Genomic DNA, 441 nt, shown 5'->3' on the forward strand with positions numbered 1-441 from the left:
GCCGATCATTCGGCCCTGACGTCCTGGATGGGCAATTGGGTTCGCAATATCCCGATGCGCCATGAGCACCAGCTCTTTTTTGGCCTCGGAATCAGCGCACTAGCGATCTTTGGCTTCATCACTGCACAAGGCACTCCTCATAGGAAATGGCAAGCCAGAGTGCTGATGTGGGCGCTTTTCCTGCTGGTTATCATCACGCTGTCGGTTGGCGGCCACTCGCTATATCGATGGGTGATGATTTTGCCGGGCTTCAACTCGATACGCGCAGTTACACGCGTATGCTTGCTGATGCTGTTGCCGGTCTCGTTACTGGTAGTGACCTGAGACGAAACGTGTAGCCACTTTGAAGGTGAGTTCTCTACCCTAAACAGGCAAGGAGAACCCATGAAGAAGCGACACACCGAAGAGCAGATCATCACGATCCTGCGGGAGGCAGAGCGC

1 pseudogene is annotated in these 441 nt (G+C 54.4%); it reads left to right on the forward strand.

What is annotated here, in order from left to right:
- Positions 1 to 324 (forward strand): annotated as a pseudogene (locus JHD67_RS21475) (hypothetical protein); the annotation flags it as partial.
- Between the last annotated feature and the right edge of the window lie 117 nt (positions 325 to 441).

The organism is Dyella sp. ASV21, from assembly GCF_016428975.1.
Lineage (GTDB): Bacteria > Pseudomonadota > Gammaproteobacteria > Xanthomonadales > Rhodanobacteraceae > Dyella.